This is a genomic window from Massilia mucilaginosa, assembly GCF_011682145.1.
Lineage (GTDB): Bacteria > Pseudomonadota > Gammaproteobacteria > Burkholderiales > Burkholderiaceae_D > Telluria_A > Telluria_A mucilaginosa.
Window position 1 is genome coordinate 1 of record NZ_WHJH01000191.1, and the last position, 542, is coordinate 542.

The window sequence follows — 542 nt, forward strand, 5'->3', positions numbered from 1 at the left end:
TGCTCAAGGCCGGTGCCAGCGAGAGTATCTTTGACGCCGTCAACCGCCAGCTTTCCAGGCATGGCTACATTGCGCGTGGCGGCCAGATGGTCGACGCGAGCATCGTGCAGGCGCCGAAGCAATCGATGAGCAAAGAGGAAAAAGCACTCGTTGGAGAAGGTGCCATGCCAATCGACTGGAAGCCCGCAAAGCGCCGGCAGAAAGACATGGATGCGCGCTGGACCAAGAAGCATGGCAAGTCCTACTTCGGCTACAAGGTATCAGCCAACGCAGACAAACGCTACAAGCTGGTACGCAAGATCAAGGTCAGCACGGCCAGCGAGCATGACACCTTCATTTCGAGGCGGTGCTCGATCCCTCGAATACCAATCGCAACGTCTTGGCAGACAAAGGCTACGTGGATGGCGCGCGCGAGGACAGGTTGACACAGCAGGGATGGCGCATGCACATCCAGCGCAAAGGAAGCAAGGACAAGCCAATTTCGGAAACCCAAAAGCGGCGCAATACGCGCATCGCCAAGACCCGCGCCCGGATCGAGCATG

Annotated in this window: 1 protein-coding gene and 1 pseudogene; both read left to right on the forward strand. The window is 58.3% G+C overall.

The genetic code is table 11. The features are described 5' to 3' along the window. Positions 1-425 (forward strand): transposase (locus F2P45_RS34440; RefSeq protein ID WP_223164921.1); only part of this gene is annotated, 425 nt, incomplete at its 5' end. Continuing rightward, positions 398-542, forward strand: a pseudogene (locus F2P45_RS37360) (IS5/IS1182 family transposase); the annotation flags it as partial. The gene F2P45_RS34440 and the pseudogene F2P45_RS37360, both read left to right, overlap by 28 nt.